Here is a 20356-nt window from a genome sequence, read left to right on the forward strand (position 1 = left end):
CCGGGTCGGCGGGGTGCCGCCGCCCCTGCCGGGCTCCTCGCCGGCGGCACCCCGCCGACCCGGTTCCCCGCCGGACTGCTGCCCCTGCTCGCCGAGGCCGAGCTGCTCGACGGCCCGGCCGGCTGGGGCACCGTCCCCACCCCGGCCGGGGCGTTCCGGCTCGACCCCGTACGGCCCGACCGGGACCTGGAGCTGCTGACCGGCTGGATGAACGATCCCGAGGTCGCCGCGTTCTGGGAGCTCGCCGGGCCCGCCACCGTCACCGCCGCGCACCTGCGCGCCCAGCTCCACGGCGACGGGCACAGCATCCCCTGCCTCGGCGTCCTCGACGGCACCCCGATGAGCTACTGGGAGATCTACCGGGCCGACCTCGACCCGCTCGCCCGCCACTACCCCGCCCGCCCCCACGACGCCGGCGTCCACCTGCTCATCGGGCCGGCGGCGGACCGGGGCCGGGGGCTGGGCACGGTCCTGCTGCGGGCCGTGGCCGACCTGGTCCTCGACAACCGGCCGCGCTGCACCCGGGTCGTCGCCGAGCCGGACGTCCGCAACACCCGCTCGGTGTCGGCCTTCCTCGGCTCCGGCTTCCGGTGCGCGGCCACGGTCGACCTCCCCGACAAGCGTGCGGCGCTGATGGTCCGCGAACGGGCCCTGCGCACGCTCCTGTGAGGGGCGCGCGCCCCGCGCGCGGCGGCCGGATCCCGTCCCCCCGTGCGCGCTCGGATGCGGTCACTGTCAGTGCCGCCCCGTAGGCTGGTGAGCGCTATGACGAAGCCCTCCCTCCCCGACCTGCTGCACGCCGCCGTCACCGCCGTCGGCGGCACGGAGCGTCCCGGCCAGGTGGCCATGGCGGAAGCCGTCGCCGAAGCCATCGACGACAACTCCCACCGGCTCATCCAGGCCGGCACCGGCACCGGTAAGTCCCTCGGCTACCTGGTGCCCGCCCTCGCCCACGGCGAGCGCGTGGTGGTGGCCACGGCCACCCTCGCCCTCCAGCGGCAGCTCGTCGAGCGGGACCTGCCGCGCACGGTCGAGGCGCTGCACCCGCAGCTGCGCCGCCGGCCGCAGTTCGCCATGCTCAAGGGCCGTTCCAACTACCTGTGCCTGCACCGGCTGCACGAGGGCGCCCCGCAGGACGAGGAGGAGGGCCTCTTCGACCAGTTCGAGGCGGCCGCCCCCAGCAGCAAGCTCGGCCAGGACCTGCTGCGCCTGCGCGACTGGGCGGACGAGACGGAGTCGGGCGACCGGGACGACCTGACCCCGGGCGTCTCGGACCGGGCCTGGTCGCAGATCTCGGTCTCCTCCCGCGAATGTCTGGGCGCGACCAAGTGCCCGTACGGCGCCGAGTGCTTCGCCGAGGCCGCCCGTGAGCGCGCCAAGCTCGCCGACGTCGTGGTCACCAACCACGCGCTGCTCGCCATCGACGCCATCGAGGGCGCCCCGGTGCTGCCGGAGCACGAGGTGCTGATCGTCGACGAGGCCCACGAGCTGGTCTCCCGGGTCACGGGCGTGGCCACCGGCGAGCTCACCCCCGGCCAGGTGAACCGGGCGGTCAAGCGCGCGGCCAAGCTGGTCGACGAGAAGACGGCGGACGCGCTGCAGACGGCGTCCGAGTCCTTCGAGCGGATCATGGAGCTGGCCCTGCCCGGCCGGCTGGAGGTCGTCCCCGAGGACCTCGGCTACGCCCTGCTCGCCCTGCGGGACGCCGCCCGGGAGGTGATCTCCCGGATCGGTGCCACCCGGGACAAGTCCGTCGCCGACGAGGACGCGGTCCGCAAGCAGGCCCTGGCCGCCGTGGAGAACGTGCACGCCGTGGCCGAGCGGATCACCACCGGCTCCGAGTACGACGTCGTCTGGTACGAGCGCCACGACCGCTTCGGAGCCACGCTGCGGGTGGCTCCGCTGTCGGTGTCCGGGCTGCTGCGCGAGAAGCTCTTCGAGGACCGTTCGGTGGTCCTGACCTCGGCCACCCTCAAGCTCGGCGGCGACTTCAACGGGGTGGCGGCCTCGCTGGGGCTGTCCCCGGAGGGCGTCGAGGGGGAGGACGCGCCGGTCTGGAAGGGCCTGGACGTCGGTTCTCCGTTCGACTACCCGAAGCAGGGCATCCTCTACGTCGCCAAGCACCTGGCCACGCCGGGCCGGGAAGGCACCCGTGGCGACATGATGGACGAGCTGGCGGAGCTGATCGAGGCGGCGGGTGGCCGGACGCTGGGGCTGTTCTCCTCGATGCGCGGCGCCAAGGCGGCGGCCGAGGAGCTGCGGGGCCGGCTGGACCACCCGATCCTGCTCCAGGGCGAGGAGACCCTCGGCGAGCTGATCAAGAACTTCGCTGCCGATCCGCGGACCTGCCTGTTCGGCACGCTCTCGCTGTGGCAGGGCGTGGACGTGCCCGGGCCGAGCTGCCAGCTGGTGGTCATGGACAGGATCCCGTTCCCGCGGCCCGACGACCCGCTGATGAGCGCCCGGCAGAAGTCGGTCGAGGAGCACGGCGGCAACGGCTTCATGGCGGTCGCCGCGACCCACGCGGCCCTGCTGATGGCCCAGGGCGCGGGCCGGCTGGTCCGGGCCTCGGGGGACCGGGGCGTGGTGGCGGTCCTGGACCCCCGCCTGGCCACCGCCCGCTACGGGAGCTTCCTGAAGGCCTCGCTCCCGAACTTCTGGTACACCACGGACCGCAACCAGGTCCGCCGCTCCCTGGCCGCCATCGACGCCGCCGCCCAGCAGGACGGCAGGTAGGTCAGGCAGGGCAGTGCGGTAGGTAGGCCGGGCAGGGAGGGCAAAAGGGGGCCCCGGGACCGGCGCAGGGGGTCCCGGGGCTGATTTCGGCGGCGGTCGGTTCAGACGCGCCGCAGGACCGCGACGACCTTGCCGAGGATGGTGGCCTCGTCGCCGGGGATCGGCTGGTACGCCGCGTTGTGGGGGAGCAGCCAGACGTGGCCGTCCTCGCGCTTGAAGCGCTTGACGGTGGCCTCGCCGTCGAGCATGGCGGCGACGATGTCGCCGTTCTCGGCGACCGGCTGGCGGCGGACCGTGACCCAGTCCCCGTCGCAGATGGCCGCCTCGATCATCGAGTCGCCGACGACCTTGAGCACGAACAGTTCTCCGTCACCGACGAGTTGCCGGGGGAGGGGGAAGACGTCCTCGACCGATTCCTCGGCGAGGATCGGTCCGCCGGCCGCGATCCGGCCGACCAGGGGGACGTAGGAGGCGGCGGGCTTGCCGGCGGTGTCGGTGGGGGCCGAGCTGGGCTGGTCCGAACCGCGGACCTCGTAGGCGCGGGGCCGGTGCGGGTCGCGACGCAGGAAGCCCTTGCGCTCCAGGGCCATGAGCTGGTGGGCGACGGAGGACGTGCTGGAGAGGCCGACCGCCTGGCCGATCTCGCGCATCGACGGTGGGTAGCCGCGGCGCTGCACCGAGTCCCGGATCACTTCGATGACCCGCCGCTGCCGGTCCGTGAGACCCGAGCTGTCGGCGCGGATGCCGGGAGGCCGCCCGGGGAGCGAACGCGCGGGCCTCAGGGTGTCGGGGTCCGGATTCATGGATGCGTCGTTCATGGAGTGCACCGGGTCGAGTCGGCTCTGGGAGCGGTTCTGGGCAGTGATGGTGGCGCTGTCTGCTGCGGTCGTGGTCACGTCGGCGGCCCCTCTCGGAATGTTCTCCCTAGTTAGCCAACGGTAGTTGCTTTCGAAAGGTTGCGCCAAACACACGTTCGAGTGAAAAATCGCAGATCGCCCTCCGCGGCCGCAGGGAGAGGTGTATGAGCGGACCGTTCGAAGGCTTCTGCCGGGGGGCGCCGACTCGAATGCGGGTTCGGCTCCGCAGATGCTGCTTACGGTACCCTTCCCGGTCGGAACTGCACCCTCCAGGTCGCTGCCCAGTGTGGCAGTTCCACCCTCCGTATCGACTCAGGCACGCCGCGACACGCTCGCGCCGAAATACTGCGGAACCCAAGATCTAGTGGTTGGATAGGCGGCGCCGCCTAGTGGTTGTGGTCGCCGGGTCAAAGGATCTTCGCGGGATCGCATATGCTGGAGGCCGCTTCAGGAGCCCCTCACGACGGTCGAGGCCGTCGCTGTCAGGGCTGCGCCTGGGCAGTTCAGTCGTGCCAAGAGGAGGGTTGGGAAGCCGTGCACTGTCCCTTCTGCAGGCACCCCGACAGTCGCGTCGTCGACAGCCGCACCACGGACGACGGCACGTCGATCCGCAGGCGCCGGCAGTGCCCGGACTGCTCCCGTCGCTTCACGACGGTGGAGACCGCGTCACTCATGGTGATCAAGCGCAGCGGGGTGACGGAGCCCTTCAGTCGCACCAAGGTCATCTCCGGCGTGCGCAAGGCGTGCCAGGGGCGGCCGGTCACCGAGGACGCCCTCGCCCAGCTCGGCCAGCGGGTCGAGGAGGCGGTGCGCGCCACCGGGAGCGCCGAGCTGACCACCCACGACGTGGGTCTGGCCATACTCGGCCCGCTGCAGGAGCTCGACGTCGTCGCGTACCTGCGCTTCGCGTCCGTGTACAAGGCGTTCGACACGCTGGAAGACTTCGAGGCCGCCATCGCGGAACTGCGCGATTCGCGTCCTCACCCCGACGAGTGCGAGTGCGGTGGGGCCGGACCGGTCCCCGCGCCCGCCTCCGCCGCCGACTGACCGTCCGCCGCCGCAGGGCGGCCGGCCGGGCAGAAGGCGACCTCCGGTTCGGCCGGGGGAGCAGCACGTAGATCGACAGTCAGAACCGTGCCACGGAATATTGCTGGCACATCAGGGCGTTTTTGCCCGCATATGGGAGGCGGCAGCATGACAGAGACGGCGAGCGGCCCGGCACGCGGTTCCCGCGCCAAGGGTGCCAAGGCGGCGGGCAAGGGCCTGCGGATCGAGCGCATCCACACCACCCCCGGCGTGCACCCGTACGACGAGGTCGTCTGGGAGCGCCGTGACGTCGTCATGACCAACTGGCGCGACGGCTCGGTCAACTTCGAGCAGCGCGGCGTCGAGTTCCCCGACTTCTGGTCGGTGAACGCGGTCAACATCGTCACCAGCAAGTACTTCCGCGGCGCGGTCGGCACCCCGCAGCGCGAGACCGGTCTGAAGCAGCTCATCGACCGGATCGTGAAGACCTACACGAAGGCCGGCCAGGACCACGGCTACTTCGCCTCCCCCGCCGACACCGAGATCTTCGAGCACGAGCTGACCTACGCCCTGCTCCACCAGATCTTCAGCTTCAACTCCCCGGTCTGGTTCAACGTCGGCACGCCCCAGCCGCAGCAGGTCTCCGCCTGCTTCATCCTGTCCGTCGACGACTCCATGGAGTCGATCCTCGACTGGTACAAGGAAGAGGGCATGATCTTCAAGGGCGGCTCCGGCGCCGGCCTGAACCTCTCCCGCATCCGCTCCTCCAAGGAGCTCCTCTCCTCCGGCGGCAACGCCTCCGGCCCCGTCTCCTTCATGCGCGGCGCCGACGCGTCCGCAGGAACGATCAAGTCGGGCGGCGCCACCCGCCGCGCGGCCAAGATGGTCGTGCTCGACGTGGACCACCCGGACGTCGAGGACTTCATCGCCACCAAGGTGAAGGAGGAGGAGAAGATCCGCGCCCTGCGCGACGCGGGCTTCGACATGGACCTGGGCGGCGACGACATCACGTCCGTCCAGTACCAGAACGCCAACAACTCCGTCCGCGTGAACGACGAGTTCATGACGGCCGTCGAGAACGGCACCGAGTTCGGCCTGCGCGCCCGCATGACCGGCGAGGTCATCGAGACGGTCGACGCCAAGGCGCTCTTCCGCAAGCTGGCCGAGGCCGCGTGGGCCTGCGCCGACCCGGGCATCCAGTACGACGGTGTGATCAACCACTGGCACACCTGCCCCGAGTCCGGCCGCATCACCGCGTCCAACCCGTGCAGCGAGTACATGCACCTGGACAACACGTCCTGCAACCTCGCCTCGCTCAACCTCATGAAGTTCCTCAAGGACGACGGCAAGGGCAACCAGTCCTTCGAGGTCGAGCGCTTCGCCAAGGTCGTCGAGCTCGTCATCACCGCGATGGACATCTCCATCTGCTTCGCCGACTTCCCGACCCAGAAGATCGGCGAGAACACCCGCGCCTTCCGCCAGCTCGGCATCGGCTACGCCAACCTCGGCGCCCTGCTGATGGCGACCGGCCACGCGTACGACTCCGACGGCGGCCGCGCGCTCGCCGCGTCCATCACCTCGCTGATGACGGGTACCGCGTACAAGCGCTCCGCCGAGCTGGCCGGCGTCGTCGGCCCGTACGACGGTTACGCCCGCAACGCCGAGCCGCACCAGCGCGTCATGAAGCAGCACGCCGACGCCAACGCCGTCGCCCCGCGCATGGACGACCTGGACACCCCCGTCTGGGCCGCGGCCACCGAGGCCTGGCAGGACGTCCTGCGCCTCGGCGAGAAGAACGGCTTCCGCAACGCCCAGGCCTCCGTGCTCGCCCCGACCGGCACCATCGGCCTGGCGATGTCCTGCGACACCACCGGTGTCGAGCCGGACCTGGCCCTGGTCAAGTTCAAGAAGCTCGTCGGCGGCGGCTCGATGCAGATCGTCAACGGCACCGTCCCGCAGGCCCTGCGCCGCCTGGGCTACCAGGAGGAGCAGATCGAGGCGATCGTCGCCCACATCGCCGAGCACGGCAACGTGATCGACGCCCCCGGCCTGAAGACCGAGCACTACGAGGTCTTCGACTGCGCCATGGGCGAGCGCTCCATCTCCCCGATGGGCCACGTCCGTATGATGGCCGCGATCCAGCCGTGGATCTCCGGCGCCATCTCCAAGACGGTCAACATGCCGGAGTCGGCGACCGTCGAGGAGGTCGAGGAGATCTACTTCGAGGCCTGGAAGCTCGGCGTCAAGGCCCTCGCGATCTACCGCGACAACTGCAAGGTCGGCCAGCCGCTCTCCGCCAAGAAGAAGGAGGACGAGAAGGCCGAGGTCACCGCCCGGACGGAGGAGACCCTCCGCGCCGCGGTCGAGAAGGTCGTCGAGTACCGCCCGGTCCGCAAGCGCCTCCCGAAGGGCCGTCCCGGCATCACCACCTCGTTCACCGTCGGTGGCGCCGAGGGCTACATGACCGCCAACTCCTACCCGGACGACGGTCTCGGCGAGGTCTTCCTGAAGATGTCCAAGCAGGGTTCGACCCTCGCGGGCATGATGGACGCCTTCTCCATCGCCGTCTCCGTCGGCCTGCAGTACGGCGTCCCGCTGGAGACCTACGTCTCGAAGTTCACCAACATGCGCTTCGAGCCGGCCGGTATGACGGACGACCCCGACGTGCGGATGGCGCAGTCGATCGTCGACTACATCTTCCGCCGCCTGGCGCTGGACTTCCTGCCCTTCGAGACCCGCTCGGCCCTCGGCATCCACACCGCCGAGGAGCGCCAGCGCCACCTGGAGACCGGCTCCTACGAGCCGCTCGACGAGGAGCTGGACACCGAGTCCCTGGCCCAGTCGGCCCCGCTCGCGGCGGTCCCGGCCCCGGCCGTGATCGAGGTCCCGGCCCCGAAGAAGGTGGCCCACACCAACGCCGAACTGGTCGAGATGCAGCTGGGCGTCTCCGCCGACGCGCCGCTGTGCTTCTCCTGCGGCACCAAGATGCAGCGGGCCGGCTCCTGCTACATCTGCGAGGGCTGCGGCTCGACCAGCGGCTGCAGCTGATACCGGGCGGAATTGCGTCGGATGCAACACCCGACGCAGCTGAACCCGGAGCGTGATCTCTGGAAGGGAGGGGCGTCGGCCCTTGGTCGACGCCCCTCCCTGGCGTATCTGCCACCTCGCGGCTGCGGTCGGAGAGCACGCAGCGCGCTGAACAAGCGCGACAAGATCGTTCCGGTGGCACTAGCCCCCGGAATGACGAACGCCCAGCCTCATGAGAGACCGGGCGTTCGTTGCACTCAGGAACATGGTGTCCTGCGCGTGTAAGGACCTGCATGACATCACGTCCTGGGTTGCGATGCAAAAGCAATCGACAACCAGCAAAGGATGATGGACATGGCAAATAGGCGTGAGACCAGCAAGAAGGTCGCTTCGAAGGCCAGCAAGCAGCTGAACAACCCGAAGTCGACCCCGGCACAGAAGTCCGTGGCGGGCAGTGCCCTGTCGCAGGCGAAGTCCAGCAAGAAGAAGTGACACCTGGCCGCCCGGGCCGACACCCGGGCGGCCAACCATTTCCGCTGGTCGGCGGCTCTGACGTAACAGATTCAACGATGTTGCGTTAGATGCATCGTGAGTCGAGGGGTGGATCTGCCGGGGGCCGCGCACTTGGTGCTGGCCGACGGCGTCGTGCATCTGGAACCGGAGCCGGCCGTCTTCGAGGCGATGCTGGACGGCTGGTCCCGGCAGCGGAGGACGCGTTTCCTGGACGAGGACGGGACGATCAAGCCGCGGCTGTCGGTGGTGCGGAGGTTCGCCGAGTTCACCAACCAGTACCCCTGGCAGTGGGAGCCCGCCGAGGTCGAGGCGTTCATCGACCACCTGAGATCGCGGCGGAAGAAGTTCGCCGTCTCCACCGGGCGGAACTACCAGAACGCCCTGCGGATGTTCTGCGAGTACGTCACCGATGCCCGCTACGGATGGCCGCTGCGCTGCCTGGAGCGGTTCGGTCAGGCACCCGCGCAGATCCTGCACGAGTGGAACACGGTTACCCACAGCAGCGAGTACGAGGGCGATGCCGGCCGACGCCCGCTGACCTACGACGAGGTCCAGGCCCTGTTCGACGCAGCGGACGCACGGGTCGACGAGATCCGGGCCCGGCGCCGCAAGGGATCCCTCGCCGCCCTTCGGGACGCGATCCTCCTCAAGACCGTCTACGCCTACGGACTGCGCCGCCAGGAAGCGTGCGGCCTCGACCTGGCAGACATGCGGCGGAACCCGAAGATGCCGCAGTACGGCCGGTTCGGCGGCCTGTTCGTCCGTTACGGGAAGGCGTCCAAGGGCGGCCCGCCCAAACGACGCACGGTCCTGACCGTCCCCGAACTGGACTGGATCGCCGACCTCCTCGACCAGTACCTGGAAGAGGTCCGCCCGGCCTTCACCCCGGGAAAACACCCCGCGCTCTGGATCACCGAACGCCGCGGCCGGATGTCCGCCCGCCGCTTGGACGAAGCCTTCGAGACCGCCCGCAAGGCAGCGGACTTGCCCGAAGAACTCGACTTGCACGGGCTCCGTCACAGCTACGTCACGCATCTCGTCGAGTTCGGCTACCCCGAGCGGTTCGTCCAGGATCAGGTCGGCCATGCCTACGCCAGCACCACCGCGATCTACACCGGCGTCTCGGACGAGTACCGCAACCGGCTGCTCCAGCGGATGTTGAAGGAACGGCACGCCGAGCTCTGGGAGGACGACGAGACGTGATCAAGAAGATGGGCTACCAGTGGCACCTGCGGCAGATCATGGCGACCCGGCAGATGTTCCAGACCACCGACCTGGTCGGCCCGCTCGCCGAGCGAGGCGTCACCCTGTCTCGGGAACAGGTATTCCGCCTGGTCACCCAGCCCCCGCAACGGCTGTCGATGGACACCCTCGCGGCGCTCTGCGACATCCTCGGCTGCCAGCCCGGCGACCTCATCGAGGTCCGGGTCATCAACGAGGAGATCCGCAAGACCGCAGACGAAGCACTTCTCCGGCCGTTGCCAGCCGCCCGCCGGACCACGATCCGTCGCCCTGAGGGACTATGACCAAGGCTCGCGACCGCTGGCGAACTGAACAGCGACAGGCCGCCCTGGACCGTGTGATCACCGCGCTCACCGCCTCGCTGCCCGACCTGGACCGGGCACAGGCAGGCCAGGCCGTCGCCGAGGCACACGCCGCAAAGGGCATCCCGCTCCGTGACCTCGACCGGCACCTCACCGACCACCCCAAGGCCTTGATCTCCGGTGAAGCCCACTGCCCGCCTGTCGTCGTCCGCCTCGCCAAGATCTTGCACACTGCGGGACACACAGCCGTGGTCCGACCGGCCTGCACCGACTGCGGAAGATCCAACCTGGAACTCCCACGGCTCGGCCCCAACGGACGCCTCTGCATCAACTGCTCGGCCCGCAGCAGCAAGGGCACCTGCGACCGGTGCGGTCGATCCGACACCCGGCTCGCCGCCCGCAGGGCCGAGGGCCTCATCTGCTACTCCTGCTACCGCGTCGACGCGGACGTCGTCGAGGAATGCGCCCGCTGTGGCCAACTCCGCATGCCGGTCACCCGCCGACCGGACAACTCCCCGCTCTGCGCGTCCTGCTGGGTCGGCCCCCAGCACACCTGCGCGGGCTGCGGCACCGTTGGACCGGCCAAGTCGAACGGTCCGGAAGGGCCGCTCTGCGCGTCCTGCCACCACCGCCAGCAGAAGCCGGTCCGGGCATGCGGCCGCTGCGGACAAGTCCGACACATCGCTCGTCGGGCCACCAGCTCACGGCCGGACATCTGCGAGGACTGCCAGAGCGGGCCAGCCAAGACCTGCTCCGTTTGCGGGAAAGTCCGCCCCTGCCACCGCGGGACGGACGGCGCCTGGGCCTGCCGGAGCTGCCGGCCGCGTCTGACCCAGGAGTGCTGCCGCTGCGGACGGACCCGCCGAGTCCACACCCGCTGGCCGATCGGCCCGGTCTGCTCGACCTGCTACACCGTCGTGCTCGACGCGCCCGCGACCTGCACCGGCTGCGGCCGCCACCAGCCACTGATCGGCATCGCCGAGGACGGCACCGGGATCTGCGGAGCCTGCGCGGGCACCGCCTTCGACTACACCTGCCGCACCTGCGGACTCGGCGGCCGGACCTACGCCGACGCCCAATGCGCCCGCTGCGTGCTCACCGCCCGCCTCCAACAGTTGCTGTCCGGCCCCGACGGGCACATCCCGGCACAGCTACAGCCGCTGCGGCACGCTCTCGCCCTTGCCGAGCGGCCCCGCGGCATCCTGCACTGGCTCAAGCACAGCCCGAACGCCGCCCTCTTCGCCAGCCTGGCCGCCTCCGGAGAACCGATCACCCACCAACGTCTCGATCAGCTTCCACCCAGCCGGCACCTGCATTACGTCCGCCACACCCTCGTACACCTCGGAGCCCTCCCGGGGCGAGATGAGGAACTCGACCGCATCCCTGCCTGGCTGGACACGGTCCTGGCCGACCGTCCCGTCGGCCACGTCCAGATGGTCCGTCCCTACGCGCACTGGCACCTGCTGCGGCGAGCCCGACGACGCGCCGCCCAGCGACGCCGCCCGGCGGAGCCGGGCTCGTTCCTCCGCACCCGTGTCCTGGTGGCTCTGGAGTTCCTCACCTGGCTGGACGAGCACGGCCTCGACCTGGGCGGACTTCGGCAAGACGGCCTCGACCGCTGGCTGGACGCGGGCAACACCCGCACCTACGCGATTCGCTACTTCCTGTCCTGGACCACCGGCCGCGGCCTCACTGGCAAGCTCACTGTCCCTTCCATTCCGCGTCAGCAGCCCAGCCAGCTGATGGACGAAGGCGGCCGCTGGCAGCTGCTGAAACGGTGCCTGACCGACTCCACGATGGCTATGGACACCCGGGCCGCCGGCGCACTGATCCTGCTCTTCGGCCTGCACGCGTCCCACGTCCGGCACCTGACCGCGACCCAACTCGTTCACCGCGATGGCAACAGCTACCTCACCGTCGACCGGCACCCGATCCTGCTGCCGCCCCGGCTCGCCAGACTCCTCCACCAGCTGGCCGAAGCACCCCACACCCGGGCCGCCCTCACCCGCACCAACCGCGGCGAGCCATGGCTCTTCCCCGGTCTGGTCCCGGGCCGCCCCACCTCTCAGACCGGCCTCAGCTCAAAACTCCTGCCCCACGGCATCGACACCAGACCGGCCCGGAACGCGGCCCTGGTCGCGCTCGCCGGTGACCTGCCCGCACCGGTCCTCGCGAGCATCCTCGGCCTCCACCCCAACACCGCAGTTCGCTGGGCAGGGTTCGCCAAGACCTCCTGGGCCGGCTACCTCGCCGCCCGCGCCCACGACATGCAGAGGCATTCAGGCAAGGATGTCCAGGACGGAGTCCCCCGTCTCCCTTCAAGCAGAAACACGCAGGACAACTGCCACTGACTCCGAGACCATCAGCCAATGACCACAGAACCGCATCTGCTGTCCCTCCGCATCGTCGTGCCACCGCTGGGAAGCCGACACGGCGCCGTGGAATGCCGACCGATCATCAATGGACGAGACATCCTGGCCGACGTGTTCGATGAGGGGCCGGCAGATGACCCTCGGTATCTGTTGGGGCAGCATGCGCCGCTTCACGCGACAGACACGCCCCGCGAGGTTCGGCTTGCCGAGGCCGAGTGCACGGAAGGATGCTGCGGCGCTGTCTACGTGACCATCAGGCGCGAAGGGCAGCACGTGGTCTGGAGCGGCTGGCGCAACCCGGATGAAGACGATGTCGACCTCCCAGAGCTTCGATTCGACGTCAATCAGTACGACGCGGAGGTCCGCCGGGCCTCGACCGACCGCAGCTGGGAGTGGCCGGCCCGAACAGTCGCCCGGCTTCTTGAAGAACGGCTCCGGGAGCGTGTCGGCTGGCTGACGACCTGGGAATGCGAACTGGGAGCCGTCTCAGCTTGGCACTGGGAACCTGACCAGATCAGCGTCTTCCTGTTCCATCCCGGCCGCTCCGCGATCAGAGAAGACCGTCCCTGGCTTCAGTTCAGGATGACCCTTCCGGTCTCCGGAGACGACCCGGGCGACCAAGCAGAGCGCCTTGAGGCTTGTCTCACGGCCGAAGACCCCCGCGAGGTCGCCGAGGTTTGCGGCGGCTCGAAGGAGTTTGCCGATCAGCTCGGCTACCCCTGGCCAGGTCCCCGACGTCGAGCATGAAGAGCGGCTGAGGCGAGGAATACGACACGCCAGCAATAAGTGGTCTCCGCCAGTAGCCCGCCCGGTCGACGGTCCGGCACTGTCCGGCCGGCTGACCGACTGACCGACTGACCGGCTGACCGACTGACCGGCTGACCGACTGACCGACGAAGAGCGGGACCTGCCTCACGGCGGGTCCCGCTCTTCGTCGTCGGGGATCGTGTCGTCGTGGATCATGGGCACATCAGGTGCCGGCAGGGCACGGGGAACGGGGGAGCGGTATGTGGAGCGGTGAGCGGCTGGAGCTGGACGGCTACCTGGAGCGGATCGGCCTCGGCGGGGAACTGCGGCCCGATCTGGCGACGTTGAGGGCGGTGCAGCGGGCGCACATCGCCGCCGTGCCGTTCGAGAACCTCGACGTGCTGCTCGGGCGGCCGGTCGCACTGGATCTCGCGAGCATCGAGGGCAAGCTCGTGCGGGGCGGCCGCGGAGGCTACTGCTACGAGCAGAACTCGCTGCTCGCGGCGGCGCTGGAGCGGATCGGGTTCGAGGTGGCGGGCCGGGGCGCGCGCAACCGCACCCGCGGGGACGCCCTGCTGCCGGTGACGCACGCGGTCCTGGTCGTCACCGTCGACGGCGAGCCGTGGCTGGTGGACGCCGGGTTCGGGGCGAACGGGCCCACGGAACCGGTCCCGCTGCGCCCCGGCGCCGAGGTCACCCAGGGGGCGTGGGACTTCGGCGTGGCGGAGGAGCCCGAGGGCGTGCTCGTCCTGCGGACCCGACGGACGCCGGGGGCTCCGCACAGCCCCGGTGCGGCGGATCCACGGGTCGGGGCGGGTGGAGAGCCGTGGCGGGACCTGTACGCCTTCGCCCCGCAGCGGCTGTACCCCGTCGACTTCGTCCTGATGAACCACTGGAGCTCCACCCACCCGTCCTCCTTCTTCACCGGCCGGCTGGTCGTCATGCGCCCCGGCCCCTCCCGGCGGCTCGCCCTCGTGGACCGCGAGCTGGTGCGCTGGCTGCCCGACGGCGCGGAGGAACGGTCCGCCGTCGTGCCCGGGGAGCTGATCGGGCTGCTCGACCGGGAGTTCGGGATTCGGCTGCCCGAGCGGGACGCGGCTGAACTGGTGCGTATCCTCCCGGCCGGGTAGTGACCGGCGCCGCGGTGGGCACCGTACGATGGCGCGGTGCTGGTCAAGTGGATTCGCTGCACGGTGACGGACCGACGCGGGTTCGAGCGCGGGCAGCGAAAATGGGCGGGGCTGCTCGGCGAACCGGGATTCCGGGGCCAGGGCGGCGGCTGGAGTCGTGGGCGCCAGGGGGTCGCGCACGTCTTCGCGTTCTGGGAGAGCCGGTCCTTCTACGACTCGTTCATGGCCCGCTCGCACGACCGGCTCGCTGCGGCGCAGCACGGCACGTTCGCCGACCCCCGGGTGACCCTGTTCGACCACCGCTTCGACGTGAAGACCGGTTTCGAGCCGCGGTTCACCGACGCCGACGTGGTGCGCGTCGCGCACTGCCGGGTGCGTGAGGGGCGGGTGGACCACTTCGCCCTCATGCAGGAGAAGGTGTGGAACCCCGCCATGGCCGGCTCGCCGGGCATGCTGCGGGGGCTGTTCGGGGAGGCGCCGGGGCGGGAGTTCCTGGTGCTGTCGATGTGGAAGTCGGCCGCCGAGCACGGCAAGTACCGTCAGGAACGGGTCGAGCGGCTGTCGTTGCGCGCCCAGACCGAGGCGGACGTGGAGGCGCTCACCGGGGACGTCGTCGATCTGGAACCCGGCTGGACCGTCTAGGGTTCGGGGAATGGCGCGACCCAGACGCATCGTCCTCGTCCGGCACGGCGAGTCGGAGGGCAACATCGACGACACCGTGTACGAGCGCGAGCCCGATCACGCCCTGCGGATGACCGGGGTGGGCCACGCACAGGCCGCGGCGGCCGGGGTCAGGTTGCGCGAGATCTTCGGCGAGGAGGGCATCAGCGCGTACGTCTCCCCGTACCGGCGCACCCTCCAGACCTTCCGCGACCTGCGGCTGGACCCGGGGCGGGTGCGGATGCGCGAGGAGCCGCGGCTGCGCGAGCAGGACTGGGGGAACTGGCAGGACCGGAACGACGTACGACTGCAGAAGGCGTACCGGGACGCGTACGGGCACTTCTTCTACCGCTTCGCGCAGGGCGAGTCGGGGGCCGACGTCTACGACCGGGTCGGCTCCTTCCTGGAGAGCCTCCACCGCAGCTTCGAGGACCCGGACCATCCGCCGAACGTGCTGCTGGTGACGCACGGACTGACGATGCGGCTGTTCTGCATGCGGTGGTTCCACTGGACGGTGGCCGAGTTCGAGGCGCTGTCCAATCCTGGGAACGGCGAATTCCGGATGCTGTTGCTGGAGGACGACGGACGCTACCGTTTGGACCGCCCGTTTGAGCGGTGGACCACACCCGAGCCCTACGACTTGGACGGTTAGAGTGACCCAGCGATGACCCCTGATTCCTCTCCCTCTCCTGCTTCCCCTTCTCCCTCTCCCTCCTCGTCCTCGCCTTCGTCTCCCATGTCCTCGTCCGAGCAGCGCTACGCACGCGCCCTGGCGAGCCTGCGCGGGCTGGCGATCGGGGACGCCCTGGGCTCCCAGTTCTTCGTACCCGTGCAGCTTCCCCTGCTCAAGCGGCGAGAACTGCCCGCCGGGCCCTGGCAGTGGACCGACGACACCGAGATGGCCTGCTCGGTCGTCGCGGTCCTCGCCGAGCACGGGCGCATCGACCAGGACGCGCTGGCCTCGTCGTTCGCCCACCACCACGACTTCGACCGCGGCTACGGGCCGGCGGTCAACCGGATGCTCCGCCTGGTGCGCGAGGGTGGCGACTGGCGCACGCTCGCCGCCGAACTCTTCAACGGGCAGGGCTCGTGGGGCAACGGCGCGGCGATGCGGATCGCGCCACTCGGCGCCTGGTACGCCGACGACCCGGAGCAGGCCACCCACCAGGCGGAGATCTCGTCGTACCCCACGCACCAGCACCGCGAAGCCGTGTGCGGGGCCATGGCCGTGGCGGCCGCCGCGGCACTGGCCGCGGCCCCCGAGGGGCCGCCGGAGCCGGCGCAACTCCTCGACGGGGTGATCGCGCTGGTGCCGCGCAGCGCGGTCGGGGCGGGGCTGCGGCGGGCGCGGGACATGCTCGACTACGACGACGCGACGACGGTCGCGGCGGTGCTGGGCTGCGGGCGCCGGACGAGCGCGCACGACACGGTGCCGTTCGCGCTGTGGTCGGCGGCGCGGTCGCTGGACGACTTCGAGCGGGCCTTCTGGACCACCGCGCAGGTCGGCGGCGACGTGGACACGACCTGCGCGATCGTGGGCGGCGTCCTGGGTGCGCGCGGCGACACGGCGCTCCCGGCCGAGTGGCTCGCCCAGACCGAGGCCCTCCCGGCCTGGCTCCCGGAGCGGGCCACGGCCTGACGCCCCGTCCTGTCCCCTGTGTCACGGTCCTGCCACAGGGCTGCGGCGCGCCGGCCGAAACCGCACGGCATCGCCCTACCCTGACGCCTCACGGCAATTTGGGAGGGGACCCGCATGCCTGACGGTGCGGACCGGCACGAGAACGACACGGCCGGGGTGCCGGATTCGGCAGCTTCGGCGGCTGACGTGCCGGCGGCAGGAGCGCCAACGGCGGCCGGGGCGGCTGCGGCCGCAGCTCGGCCCGGCCCCGGTGCACCGGTAGGGGCGGCGGCCCCGGTCGCGGCGGCCGCTTCGGCCGGGGCACCAGCGGAGTCCGGGCAGCAGGCGGCCGGGCCGCTGGCGCCCGGGGCGGAGGTGCCCGGGGCGGAGGTGGCCGGGCCAGGGGTCCCCGGGCAGCAGGCGGCCGAGCATCAGGCGGCCGGGCCGCTGGCGGCCGGGTCGCTGGCGGCCGGGGCGGAGGTGCCCGGGCCAGGGGTCCCCGGGCAGCAGGTGCCCGGGCCGCAGGCGCCCGTGGCGGAGGTGCCCGGGCCAGGGGTGGCCGGGCCAGGGGTCCCCGGGCCGCAGGCGGCCGAGCCGCAGGCGGCCGGCGTGGTGGTGGCGTTGCCCATGCCGGCCAAGGATGCCGGGCCCGAGGCCTGGCGGGCCTGGTACGCGCAGCACGGGTACGTCCGGGCCGGTGGGTCCGGTTCGGCGTCCCCGGGGTGGGCCGCGACCGTCCTGAGCGCCCCGCCCGCGCCCATCCGGACCGGAACCCTCGTCGCCGCCCTGGCCGGAGGCCTGTCCGCGGCCCTGCTGCTCGGCGACGGGCTCGGGATCGGGCTGCTCCTCGCCACCGTCCCGGCCGTGGTCGCCGCCTACGTCGCTGCCCGCGCGGCCGGCCGTACCGCCCGGCCCTGGACCCTGCTCTGGTCCCTCGGCTGCCTCGCCCTGCTCGCCGTTCCCGCGCTGCGCGACTCCGGCTGGCCCTCCGGCCTCGCCGTACTGGCCGCCGTGGGACTGGCGGCCCTGGCCCTCTACGGCAGCCGCACCTGGCCGGGCGTGCTGCTCAGCCCGTTCGGCTTCGTGGACGCCACCGTGACCGGCCTCCCCTGGGCCTGGGCAGGCCTGCGCGCACGCGGCAGCGGCAGCCGCGACCGCTGGTGGCCGGTGGTCCGGGCCGCCGGCGTCGCCCTCGTGCTGCTCGTCCTCTTCGGGACCCTCTTCGCCTCCGCCGACGCGGCGTTCGCCGACCTCCTCGGCGGCATCGTCCCGGACGTGACCATCGGCGACAGCCCCCTGCGGGTGCTGCTCTTCCTCCTCGGCCTGCTCGCCGCCCTCGCGGCGGCCCGCGCCGCCGCGGCCCCGCTCCGCTGGGACCGCATCCGGGTCGCACCCGGGCGCGCCCGCTCACGAGTGGAGTGGACTCTTCCGCTCGCCGTCCTGAACCTCCTCTTCGCCGGCTTCATCGCCGTCCAGCTCGCCGTCCTCTTCGGCGGCTACGCCAAGGTCCTGGAGCACACCGGCCTCACCTACGCCGAGTACGCCCGCCAGGGCTTCTGGCAGCTGCTCTGGGCCACCCTGCTCACCCTCGCCGTCATCGCCCTCGCCCTGCGCTGGGCCCCGCGCTCCGGCCCGGGAGACGTCCGCCTGGTCCGCGGCGTGCTCGGCACGCTGTGCCTGCTCACCCTCGTCGTGGTGGCCTCGGCCCTGCGCCGGATGGACCTCTACGTCGACGCGTACGGCCTGACCCGGCTGCGGGTCTCCGTGGCCGCGATGGAAGTGTGGCTGGGCCTGGTCCTCGTCCTGATCATGGCGGCCGGCGTGTGCGGTGCCCGCTGGCTGCCGCGCGCGGTCGTCGCCTCGGCGGGCGCCGCCGTCCTGGCCTTCGGTCTGCTCTCGCCCGACGGCCTGGTCGCGGAGCAGAACGTGGCCCGCTTCCGGCAGGACGGCAAGATCGACCTGGCCTACTTCCAGACCCTGTCGGCGGACGCGGTCCCAGGCCTGGACGAGCTGCCCGAGCCGCAGCGCTCCTGCGCCCTGCGCGGCATCAACAACACCCTGGCCCGCGCCGGCCGCGTGCCCTGGTACGCCACCAGCCTCGGCGTGGAGCGGGCGAAGCGGATCCTGCACGACCGACCGGTCACGGCCCCGTACGAGGTCTGCGCCAAGCTGGGCACCTTCGGCAGCCGCATCGAGCACTGACGCGTCCGCCGTCGACCGGGCCGACGGCGGACGCGACAGGGCTGCCGCGCCGGGGCCGGTCCGGTCGCCGGAAGTCGCGGCGGCGGGGAGGCGGGAGCGCTCCCCTCCCCGCCGCCGCGGCAGCCCCCGCGCAAGGCCAGGGGCCTCAGCCCACCGGTCCCGCCCCCGCCGCGGAACCGTTGAGCGCCGCGAGGTCGCTCTTGCGCACCCGGATCACCGCCAGCGCGGTGACCAGCGCGAGCGCGGCCATCCCCACACCGGCCAGGAAGGCGGTGGCGATGCCGTGGGTCAGCACGGCGTCGGCCCAGGCGTCGGGCAGCCGGCCGGTCTGCGCGAACTCCGCCTTCTGCTCGGCGTCGCCGTGCGCCAGGAAGTCCGCGACCTGCACCTTGCCCTCGTTCCGGCTGGCCGTGCCGAACACCGTGACCAGGATGGACAGGCCGAGCGAGCCGCCCACCTGCTGGCTGGCGTTGAGCAGCCCGGAGGCCGCACCCGCCTCGTGCTGCGCCACCCCGGACACCGCGGTCAGGGTCAGCGTGACGAAGTTCAGGCCCATGCCGAAGCCGAAGAGGAGCATCGGCCCGAGCACCCCGCCGAGGTAGCTGCTGTCCGTGTCGATGAACGCCAGCCAGCCCACCCCGGTCCCGGTGAGCGCGGCCCCGGCCACCATGAACGGCTTCGGCCCGAACCGCGGCAGGAACCGCTGCGAGAGGCCGGCCGCCGTGATGATGGCCAGGGTCACCGGCAGGAACGCGACGCCGGAGGAGATGGGGGAGAAGCCCAGCACGTTCTGTACGAACTGGACGATGAAGAAGAACATGCCGAACATCGCCGCGGCGAGGCTGAGCATGATCAGGTACGTCCCGGCCCGGTTGCGGTCGGCGAACATCCGCAGCGGAATGATCGGGTCCGAGGCCCGCGACTCGACCACGGCGAACAGGCCGAGCAGGACCACGGCGGCCACGAAGGAGCCGATGGTGAGCCTGTCGCGCCAGCCGTCCTCGGCGGCCCGGATGAAGCCGTAGACCAGGGAGGCCATGCCTCCGGTGGACGTCAGTGCGCCGGCGACGTCGAACCGGCCCGGGTGGCGCTCGGACTCGCTGATGTAGAGCGGGGCGAGCACCGCGATCAGCACGCCGATGGGCACGTTGACGTAGAACACCGAGCGCCAGTCGAGCCACTCGGTGAGCATGCCGCCGGCCAGCAGGCCGATGGCGCCGCCGCCCGCGGAGACGGCGGCGAAGACGCCGAAGGCCCGGTTACGGGCCGGGCCTTCGGGGAACGTGGTGGTGATCAGGGCCAGCGAGGTCGGTGAGGCGATGGCTCCGCCGACGCCCTGCAACGCGCGGGCGGCGAGCAACTGCCAGGGTTCCTGGGCGAAGCCGCCGAGCAGCGAGGCCAGGGTGAAGAGCAGGATTCCGGCCATGAAGACCCGGCGCCGGCCCAGGATGTCCCCGGCCCGGCCGCCGAGGAGCAGCAGCCCGCCGAAGGTGAGGGTGTACGCGCTGAGCACCCAGGAGAGGTCGGTGGTGGAGAAGGAGAGGGCGGTCTGGATGTGCGGAAGGGCGATGTTCACGATGGTCGCGTCGAGCACGACCATGAGCTGACATGCGGCGATGACCGTGAGCGCCACTCCGGGGCGCCCGTCACGGCGGGCCGCGCCCGGTATCCGGGGCGTGGCCAGTTGAGAGCTTGTCACTGAGGATCCCCCCAAAGTGAAATAGTGAACGCAACCGTTCACTGCGGGCCCACGGTAGGAGGCCGGAGCTAGTGAACGCAAGCGTTCACTACGGCTGGAAAGATGTGCGACCGGCGTACGGACCCGGCGGCGGGCGTACGGGCGTACGGGCGTACGGGCCGACGGCAGGCGGAGGTGTCGGGAGATGGCGGACACGGAATCGGCGATCGGGGCCGGGGCCGGGGC

At 71.3% G+C, this 20356-nt stretch carries 16 protein-coding genes; 14 read left to right on the forward strand and 2 right to left on the reverse strand.

Features of this window, described 5'->3' with window-relative positions; genetic code table 11:
• Positions 1-78: 78 nt before the first annotated feature.
• Both EF918_RS18265 and EF918_RS18270 read left to right on the forward strand, forming a co-directional pair.
• A complete protein-coding gene (locus tag EF918_RS18265) occupies positions 79-669 on the forward strand; it encodes a GNAT family N-acetyltransferase (RefSeq protein WP_260610336.1) in 591 nt (196 codons plus the stop codon).
• A 96-nt stretch (positions 670-765) separates the two neighbouring features.
• The gene (locus EF918_RS18270) at positions 766-2736 is read left to right on the forward strand and encodes an ATP-dependent DNA helicase (protein ID WP_125647207.1); all 1971 of its coding nucleotides are present in this window, start codon (positions 766-768) and stop codon (positions 2734-2736) included.
• 101 nt (positions 2737-2837) lie between these two features.
• Here EF918_RS18270 and lexA read toward each other — a convergent pair whose 3' ends face one another.
• The gene (lexA, locus tag EF918_RS18275) at positions 2838-3632 is read right to left on the reverse strand and encodes a transcriptional repressor LexA (protein WP_125647210.1); all 795 of its coding nucleotides are present in this window, start codon (positions 3630-3632) and stop codon (positions 2838-2840) included.
• A 495-nt stretch (positions 3633-4127) separates the two neighbouring features.
• Here lexA and nrdR point away from each other — a divergent pair, with 495 nt between their 5' ends.
• The 12 genes from nrdR to EF918_RS18330 all read left to right on the forward strand — a co-directional run bounded on the left by nrdR (position 4128) and on the right by EF918_RS18330 (position 18432).
• Complete coding sequence (nrdR, locus tag EF918_RS18280; RefSeq protein ID WP_125647214.1) at positions 4128-4640, forward strand: transcriptional regulator NrdR; 513 nt, start codon at positions 4128-4130, stop codon at positions 4638-4640.
• A 147-nt stretch (positions 4641-4787) separates the two neighbouring features.
• Positions 4788-7667 (forward strand): vitamin B12-dependent ribonucleotide reductase, encoded by a 2880-nt coding sequence (locus EF918_RS18285; RefSeq protein ID WP_125647217.1) that lies wholly within the window; start codon positions 4788-4790, stop codon positions 7665-7667.
• A gap of 333 nt (positions 7668-8000) precedes the next feature.
• A complete protein-coding gene (locus EF918_RS37045; RefSeq protein ID WP_185921803.1) occupies positions 8001-8138 on the forward strand; it encodes a hypothetical protein in 138 nt (45 codons plus the stop codon).
• Positions 8139-8246: 108 nt separating this feature from the next.
• On the forward strand, positions 8247-9362 hold the full coding sequence (locus EF918_RS18290; RefSeq protein WP_260610334.1) for a site-specific integrase: 1116 nt from the start codon (positions 8247-8249) through the stop codon (positions 9360-9362).
• A complete protein-coding gene (locus EF918_RS18295) occupies positions 9359-9685 on the forward strand; it encodes a helix-turn-helix transcriptional regulator (RefSeq protein ID WP_125647223.1) in 327 nt (108 codons plus the stop codon). Before EF918_RS18290 ends, EF918_RS18295 begins: the two co-directional genes overlap by 4 nt.
• A complete protein-coding gene (locus tag EF918_RS18300; protein WP_125647226.1) occupies positions 9682-12054 on the forward strand; it encodes an XRE family transcriptional regulator in 2373 nt (790 codons plus the stop codon). Before EF918_RS18295 ends, EF918_RS18300 begins: the two co-directional genes overlap by 4 nt.
• 18 nt (positions 12055-12072) lie before the next feature.
• Positions 12073-12822: a hypothetical protein gene (locus EF918_RS18305; RefSeq protein WP_125647229.1), complete on the forward strand. Its 750-nt coding sequence runs from the start codon at positions 12073-12075 to the stop codon at positions 12820-12822.
• 260 nt (positions 12823-13082) lie between these two features.
• Positions 13083-13952, forward strand: coding sequence for an arylamine N-acetyltransferase (locus tag EF918_RS18310; RefSeq protein WP_125647233.1), 870 nt, complete (start codon positions 13083-13085; stop codon positions 13950-13952).
• Positions 13953-13988: 36 nt separating this feature from the next.
• Entirely contained in the window at positions 13989-14594 is a 606-nt protein-coding gene (locus EF918_RS18315) for a YdbC family protein (RefSeq protein WP_125647236.1), read from the forward strand.
• 10 nt (positions 14595-14604) lie between these two features.
• A complete protein-coding gene (locus EF918_RS18320) occupies positions 14605-15264 on the forward strand; it encodes a histidine phosphatase family protein (RefSeq protein ID WP_125647239.1) in 660 nt (219 codons plus the stop codon).
• 84 nt (positions 15265-15348) lie between these two features.
• Positions 15349-16251: an ADP-ribosylglycohydrolase family protein gene (locus EF918_RS18325; RefSeq protein ID WP_125647242.1), complete on the forward strand. Its 903-nt coding sequence runs from the start codon at positions 15349-15351 to the stop codon at positions 16249-16251.
• A gap of 369 nt (positions 16252-16620) precedes the next feature.
• Positions 16621-18432: a DUF4153 domain-containing protein gene (locus EF918_RS18330; protein ID WP_260610335.1), complete on the forward strand. Its 1812-nt coding sequence runs from the start codon at positions 16621-16623 to the stop codon at positions 18430-18432.
• A 145-nt stretch (positions 18433-18577) separates the two neighbouring features.
• Here the strand turns inward: EF918_RS18330 and EF918_RS18335 are convergent, their stop codons facing one another.
• The gene (locus EF918_RS18335) at positions 18578-20131 is read right to left on the reverse strand and encodes an MFS transporter (protein WP_125647248.1); all 1554 of its coding nucleotides are present in this window, start codon (positions 20129-20131) and stop codon (positions 18578-18580) included.
• Between the last annotated feature and the right edge of the window lie 225 nt (positions 20132-20356).

This window comes from Streptomyces sp. WAC06614, from assembly GCF_003949795.1.
Lineage (GTDB): Bacteria > Actinomycetota > Actinomycetes > Streptomycetales > Streptomycetaceae > Streptomyces.

Excerpts from the sequence above, each read along its gene's own strand:
- EF918_RS18285 (WP_125647217.1), top strand. The coding sequence starts at position 4,788 with ATGACAGAGACGGCGAGCGGCCCGGCACGCGGTTCCCGCGCCAAGGGT.
- EF918_RS18305 (WP_125647229.1), top strand. The coding sequence starts at position 12,073 with ATGACCACAGAACCGCATCTGCTGTCCCTCCGCATCGTCGTGCCACCG.
- EF918_RS37045 (WP_185921803.1), top strand. The coding sequence starts at position 8,001 with ATGGCAAATAGGCGTGAGACCAGCAAGAAGGTCGCTTCGAAGGCCAGC.
- EF918_RS18310 (WP_125647233.1), top strand. The coding sequence starts at position 13,083 with ATGTGGAGCGGTGAGCGGCTGGAGCTGGACGGCTACCTGGAGCGGATC.
- EF918_RS18300 (WP_125647226.1), top strand. The coding sequence starts at position 9,682 with ATGACCAAGGCTCGCGACCGCTGGCGAACTGAACAGCGACAGGCCGCC.
- EF918_RS18325 (WP_125647242.1), top strand. The coding sequence starts at position 15,349 with ATGTCCTCGTCCGAGCAGCGCTACGCACGCGCCCTGGCGAGCCTGCGC.
- EF918_RS18320 (WP_125647239.1), top strand. The coding sequence starts at position 14,605 with ATGGCGCGACCCAGACGCATCGTCCTCGTCCGGCACGGCGAGTCGGAG.
- EF918_RS18270 (WP_125647207.1), top strand. The coding sequence starts at position 766 with ATGACGAAGCCCTCCCTCCCCGACCTGCTGCACGCCGCCGTCACCGCC.